General features: G+C 43.0%; 3 protein-coding genes. All 3 read right to left on the bottom strand.

Annotated elements, in window-relative coordinates; genetic code table 11:
* Positions 1-367: 367 nt before the first annotated feature.
* The 3 genes from rpoD to B4K26_RS04805 all read right to left on the bottom strand — a co-directional run bounded on the left by rpoD (position 368) and on the right by B4K26_RS04805 (position 6,642).
* On the bottom strand, positions 368-2,287 hold the full coding sequence (rpoD, locus tag B4K26_RS04815) for an RNA polymerase sigma factor RpoD (RefSeq protein ID WP_296243878.1): 1,920 nt from the start codon (positions 2,285-2,287) through the stop codon (positions 368-370).
* Positions 2,288-2,978: 691 nt separating this feature from the next.
* Positions 2,979-5,168: a DNA primase gene (locus tag B4K26_RS04810; protein WP_296243877.1), complete on the bottom strand. Its 2,190-nt coding sequence runs from the start codon at positions 5,166-5,168 to the stop codon at positions 2,979-2,981.
* A gap of 235 nt (positions 5,169-5,403) precedes the next feature.
* Positions 5,404-6,642, bottom strand: coding sequence for an outer membrane protein assembly factor BamD (locus B4K26_RS04805; protein WP_296243876.1), 1,239 nt, complete (start codon positions 6,640-6,642; stop codon positions 5,404-5,406).
* Between the last annotated feature and the right edge of the window lie 335 nt (positions 6,643-6,977).

Here is a 6,977-nt window from a genome sequence, read left to right as displayed (position 1 = left end):
ATATATTTTGGGTTTGGTATTATATATGGGCACGCTTGTTTCCTACGTCAGTGCTAACTGCATCAGGTTCGCGGGACTCTCTCAGCTGTGATGTAAAATATCACTAGATCAAAAAAATGATCTGAAAGTGAAATCTGACTATCAAAGCACCCCGACAAGGTTTTTATGGTTTAAAGATTGGTTTATATCATTACAGAATAACCAAGCACCCTATGATAGACGAACTCAGCCATCATTAGCAAGAGCAGCTCAAATACGTAGTTATAAGTAGGGTTTTAAGGGAATAAGCTTTCAAGCACAAAAAAGCTGAGACATGCTCAGCTTTTTTATGAAATTTAATGATTAACTATAGAGCAGTTACAACTAACTAGTCATTCTCTAAGAATGAACGCAAGTGCTCAGAACGTGAAGGATGACGCAATTTACGTAAGGCTTTTGCCTCAATCTGACGGATACGCTCACGGGTCACATCGAACTGCTTACCGACTTCCTCTAACGTATGATCGGTTGGCATATCGATACCAAAGCGCATCTTAAGGACGCGTGCTTCACGCTCAGTAAGGTTACTAAGCACATCACGAGTGGCTTCTTGTAGGCCAGCCGCTGTCGCATCGTCCACCGGGCTTGAAATCGTACCATCTTCGATAAAATCACCTAGATGTGAGTCTTCATCATCACCGATTGGTGTCTCCATTGAGATTGGCTCTTTGGCAATCTTGAGCACTTTTCGGACTTTAACTTCGTCCATCTCTAAACGTTCGCCTAATTCCTCAGGCGTCGGCTCGCGTCCCATTTCTTGTAGCAGCTGACGAGAGACACGGTTTATTTTGTTAATGGTCTCAATCATATGCACAGGAATACGAATGGTGCGTGCTTGGTCAGCGATAGAGCGAGTAATCGCCTGACGAATCCACCAAGTGGCGTAGGTTGAGAACTTATAACCACGGCGATATTCAAATTTATCAACCGCTTTCATCAGACCGATGTTACCTTCTTGGATCAAGTCCAAAAATTGTAGGCCACGGTTGGTATATTTTTTGGCGATAGAGATAACCAGACGTAAGTTGGCTTCGACCATCTCTTTTTTGGCACGGCGCGCTTTTGCTTCACCGACCGCCATTCGGCGAGCGACATCTTTCATATCGTGAATTTTCATGTCGAGTTGCTGCTCGTAATCCCGAATTTTACGTTGTAATAAAATCACGTCATCGGCGACTTTTTCTAATGTCCCAGCAAAAGCAGGTTTGCCTTTGATGCGCTCAATCAGCCAATCAACATTGGTTTCATTACTCGGAAAGGTCTTACGGAACTCGTCACGCGGCATTCGACCACGACGGATCACCAATCGCATGATTTGACGCTCTTGCTTTCGCACATCGTCATAGACATCATGCATAATAGCCATGACTTGGTCTGACAAGCGATTGTTGAGCTTAAGCATCATAAAGCGCTCGGCAAGCAGGGCATAAGCAGCCTCTGCTTCTACGCTACCACGACCATAATCAAGTAAGGCTTGCTTAGCTTTGATAAATAGATGTTCGATCTCTTCTAAACGCAGACGGACCTCTTCGGGATCGATACCGCTGGTTTCTTCTTCGGCTTCTTCTTCAACCTCTTCTTCGTCTTCATCATCATCGTCAAGCGCCAATTTGGCATTGGCTTTTGTTTTGATGACAGGCGGATTTTCTTTTTCTTCTTTGATGCGCTCGCGCTCTTCTTTTGCAGCATCTTTTGCTTCTTGCGCCGCAATTTTATCTTCTTCGGTTTCAGGATCTAAAAAACCTGTGATCACGTCAGACAGTTTTTTCTCGCCGTCTTGAACTTTTTCATACTCATCAAGGACAAACTGTACCGTCCCTGGCCAATAAGCCATGGCATGCTGCACGTCGCGAATACCTTCTTCGATACGTTTGGCAATGGCAATCTCGCCTTCACGGGTCAAGAGATCAACCGTTCCCATCTCGCGCATATACATACGCACAGGGTCAGTGGTACGACCAGGCTCAGTCTCGACCGAAGCCAATACTGCTGCTGCCTCGTCGGCTGCCATGTCATCGTCGCTTGCATCATCGTTCATCAAGATGTCATCGGCGTCAGGCGCAGATTCAAAAATTTTAATGCCAACGTCCGTTAGCATTTGCACGATATCTTCAATCTGATCACTTTCAGTAATAGAGTCGGGCAGTTGGTCATTTACCTCGGCATAGGTCAAATACCCTTGCTCTTTACCCATTTGGATTAAGGTGGCCAGTTGAGAGGTGGACTTAGAAACTGACTTATCGTTCATAAATACTCGCTTGCTTGTATCGGACATTTTTATATTGTGACTCGCTAACGCTTACGGGGTGCGTTGATATAATCAATCGATTCATCAAAATATGGCGTAAAGGTTGTCAATAATAACAAAAATGAGTGGATATGAATAAAGGCTCAAAATACGACAATTACAATACTAAAAAACCGCTAAAAATTAATAGCGCTCAAAAGATTTCAAAATCATACTATTTAAACAAAATCATACTATCTAAAAAAGTGCTACTTAAAAAATAATACTCTCTAAACAAGTAATCCTATCTAAAAAGATAGTGTTACCTAAAAACAGTGGTTCAAAATGCAAAGCAATTCAAAATTGATGTTTTAAATTGCTACTTAAAAGTTGATACCTAAAACGGCGCTTTTACCAAAAACTGTGTTTAATGATGCGGGTATATCTTGCTGTAGCGTCATCCATTAAGTCGGGCTACAAATATTCAGCGACACAGTTTAACACAGACCACTACAATCAAGCACGAGGTAGTGGTGTTCGCTCGCAATTATTCCCCATTTTGCTGACGGTTTTTTATTCGTTGCGTCTTTATCATTTTTTATCAATAGCCTGATTCAGGACTGTTATATGCGACTGGGCATAATCATTAATAGTGGGGGCAACCGCAATACTTTTAAAGGGTTGCTGGCTATAAATAAATTCAATCTAAAAGTTAAGACTTAACGGTGGCCATTTGTGCAGAGCGTTCTGCGTGCTGTTCGCGAAGCCAGTCATTTAATAATTGGGATTGTTTTCGTACAATCGCCAGTTTTATATTGTCGGGATTTTTAATCAAATCTTGAATTTTTTTCTTCATATGACGTTCAATTAACTGGCTGACCAATTCTTCAACCAAACCCTCAAGGCTTAAGATATTGCGCGTGGTCAGGGCTTTATAAAAAGGGCCCCAATCGCGGCTAAGCGTTTCTTGGGATGTTGGTTTGACATTCGATAAAATAAAATGTGCCGCTGCATTGGCATCTTTTGGTAGATAATTAAGACAGCGTTTGATGGTATTGACAATATCGAGCAAAGCATTATCTTGTAAATCTTCCCACGCCAGCGGACGAAGTATATCGGCAGAGGCTTTTTTTCTAATATGAGCCGGCAATTGTAAATTAGTGATACCTGCTTGATGCCAAATAGACTCGATAGGGTCCTCAATCAATGCGCGCGGCTGAAATAAGAAACACAGCTGCAATTGCTGACTGATGGTCATATCACCATCAAAGTCTAGCAGCGCGTCTTTGGCTTCTTTATTTTGGTTGCGTTTGCCGCCCAGCTTTTGATAAATATCATTGTTTAACAAATAGCGAAAACTGCTGCCTTTAGGTAAGGCAGTAGTCAATGCTCGCACTTGCGACATCAGCTTGGCTTTACCCTCGACCACGGTTAAATCATGGCGCTCACTTAAATAAGCAAAAATATACTGTGATAGCGGCATAGCGGCAGCGATTTGCTCACGCATGGCGTCGCTACCCTGACTTTTAATAAAAGTATCAGGGTCATGATTATTCGGTAAGGTTAAAAACCGCAGCTCTTTATCATCACCAAGCACCGGTAGGGCAACTTCAAGCGTGCGCCAAGCCGCCTTTTGTCCGGCACTATCACCATCGAAGCTTAGAGTTAAAGTAGGGTTGAGCGTTAAAAGCCGTGAGATTTGACTCTCGTTAATCGCTGTTCCCATAGACGCAACCGCGCCATAAATCCCCGCTTGATACAGGGCAATGACATCCATATAACCTTCGACCACCAGCCAGTTATTAGCGCGCTGCTGGCGCGATTCATAATAGCCATATAGCACATGCTGCTTATGGAAAACGGGAGAATCAGAGGAGTTGATATATTTGGGTTTTACGTCGTCATCGAGCGCACGGCCGCCAAAGCCAATGGTACGACCTTGATTGTCTCGAATGGGAAAAATGACCCGGTCACGGAGCAAGTCATAATCACGCCCTGATTCTGATTGGCGAACCAAACCTAGCGCTTTAAGCCCTTCAATATCCTGCGGAAATTGATGCTCAAGATGCTGCCAACCAAAAGGTGCATAGCCGAGACCAAAAGTTGCAAAGGTATCTTCTGTGATACCACGCGATAAAAAATAATGCTTAGCATGCGGATGGAGCGTAAGGTTGTGCTGATAAAATTGCTGGATTTGCTCCAATAGCTCATACAGATTGCCATCTTTATCAGAGGCGCTATCATCGTAGATGGCAGTAGTGTTATCATCCTCTGGCAACCATGCAGGCGGATAGCTATTACCGTCTTGATAGTTGGCATCGCCTTGATAATGAGCATCGTAGCCATCGATTGTATCAGGAACCGAATCGTAAGCCTCCAATGGAGGGTAATTTTCATAACGATTATGGTCGCTATAAACAGGCGATTGCGTGTAATCAGCTGAAGCGTTTAATGATGACTGATTATCGATTACTGGCTGGTTATTAGTCAATGGCGGGCGCGCTGCCGTTTCATCTGACCACGTTGTTGATTGTGCTGGCTTAATAGCGGATTTTGCCTGAGCTTTTGGTTTGGCTTTAGCACGCTGATAACTAACGTTTTGCTGCTCTTCTTTAGGTACTTCGATGCCCGTCTGTTTTGACAGCTCATTAACTGCTTCGATAAAGGACAAATTTTCATAATCCCGCAAAAAACTGATGGCATTGCCGCCAACGCTACAGCCAAAGCAGTGGTAGATGTTTTTTTGCGGATTGACATAAAAAGACGGCGACTTTTCGCCGTGGAACGGACAGCAGCCTTTAAACTCACTTCCAGCACGTTTGAGCGTGGTATGACGCCCAATGATACTGATTAAGTCAGCTTGGCTATTTAATTGATCGAGAATATGATTTGGGATGCTCATGCAAAAAACAGTTTACCATAGGTCAATATTTTGAGTTAAACAATCTTGGGCTAGGCAGTCAGCTTGAAATAGCAAGAGGAACTGCTAGAAGGTAAAAAATGAAAGAAACAAAAACAGAAAAAATAAGGCCAACGGTATCGCTGACCTTATTTTTATATTTAAATCTGGCTACTTAAGGAGAGTTTTAAAAGACTTTTAAACCTAAAGCACCCTTAAACAGATATTCATCAAGTAATTATTCATCGTCCATATCGTTGTTATCGACGTTCGCATTTGACGGCGTGATAGAAACACCTTGATTCGGTAAGGTAGTGCGGCGAGTTGGATTGATATTTTGCGGATCTACTTCAGCTTCTCTCGCCGTCGAGCTGGTGCTTGATTGGCTAGTGACGCGCTCCGTCGATGCTTCAGGCAAACCCAAACCAATATTGATACCATTAGCGTTGTTAGTATTAACACCAGTAGCACGTCTTGGCGAAGTACCTTGCGCTGCATTAGCCGCTGCCGCATTGTCGCTTGGCAATCTTAGTTGGTTGGCGTTACGGATGACCTGAGTTTTGGTAGCGCCATTATAATCGCCTGTAGAAACCGAGCTGTCTGAAATGCCAGAGCGTCCAAGTTTACCAAACGTCACTTTATTGAGCCAAGTACTTTCACGTTTGGTGTTTAGTTTAACGCGACCATCATTGGTTAGCATGTTTGGATAGTTGATTTGCAATAGCGTTTTATACTCTTTTGCCAAATCGTTTAGACCCAGTTTTTCATGACTGTAAGCGAGAACGGCGATAGCTTCAGGCACAGATTCACTTAATGGATAATATTGGAAGACCCACTTGGCACGATTCACCGCAGCCACATAGGCTTCGCGTTCGATATACCAATTGGCAGCGCTCATCTCGCTTTCGGCAAATTGATTATAAATAAAGGTCATACGCTGAGCAGCATCAGGCGCGTAAGGGCTGTTAGGATATTTATTAATAAGCTCTTGGAAGTTGGCAAAGGCAATACGCAAATATGCAGTATCACGCTCAGCTTGATTCAGCTTAAACAATTTTAAACCTTCAGACGAACCCTGCATATTGGCCACGCCGCGCACGTAATAAGCATAGCTGACTTGCGGATTAGAAGGATACAGGTTGATAAATTGCTCAGCACTGGCAGCCGCCATTTCATATTTGCCGCTTTCATACTGAGCGTACATCACATCAAGCAACGCTTGTTCGGCATATTGTCCAGTCGGGTAGAAGGTTCGTAGATTGGTTAAATCTTCGATAGCTTGGGTGTAGCGACCTTTATCAATCTGAGCGATGGCGTCGTTATAATAACCTTGCTCAGACTTCTCAGCAGTGGCAACCGCATCCACGTCTTTACCGCCGGTTAGGTTTTTAAACGTTTGACAACCCACCAAGTTGACGCTTAACGCCAGTAAGGTGATTGAGGACAGTTTGATAAACGTATTGCCAACAGCTTGCATACTTCTTCTCCGACACAAGACGCGTAATAGCAGCAACGCTATTAGGCTAAATTATAAAAGGGTAATAAGGGTAATAATAAAAAACGATGCTTGCGGCATCCATTAACGGTCTGCTACTAAGTAAGCGCTAGCAATAAACACACTCATTATTAACATCGTTTTTATCGAATGCCGTTTTGCTCATATTAATAAAATAAATTATTTTAAAAGTTCTTATTTTAAAAAATCAGTGCCATAGCATACAGCAAAACAACGCTTACTTTATAGAATAACGCCTGCTTCGTCTATTTTTTCGTTATCTATTTTGTAGTTAAAGGGCTAATGCTTTATGTATT

It is taken from the genome of Psychrobacter sp. UBA6766 (genome assembly GCF_002453355.1).
Classification (GTDB): domain Bacteria; phylum Pseudomonadota; class Gammaproteobacteria; order Pseudomonadales; family Moraxellaceae; genus Psychrobacter.
Note: the sequence above shows the minus strand (reverse complement) of the source record. Positions and strands in the feature narration are given on the sequence as shown.

What these genes read in the sequence shown, in the direction of transcription:
- B4K26_RS04810 (WP_296243877.1), bottom strand. Translation starts at nt 5,168, where the DNA reads ATGAGCATCCCAAATCATATTCTCGATCAATTAAATAGCCAAGCTGAC.
- B4K26_RS04805 (WP_296243876.1), bottom strand. Translation starts at nt 6,642, where the DNA reads ATGCAAGCTGTTGGCAATACGTTTATCAAACTGTCCTCAATCACCTTA.
- rpoD (WP_296243878.1), bottom strand. Translation starts at nt 2,287, where the DNA reads ATGAACGATAAGTCAGTTTCTAAGTCCACCTCTCAACTGGCCACCTTA.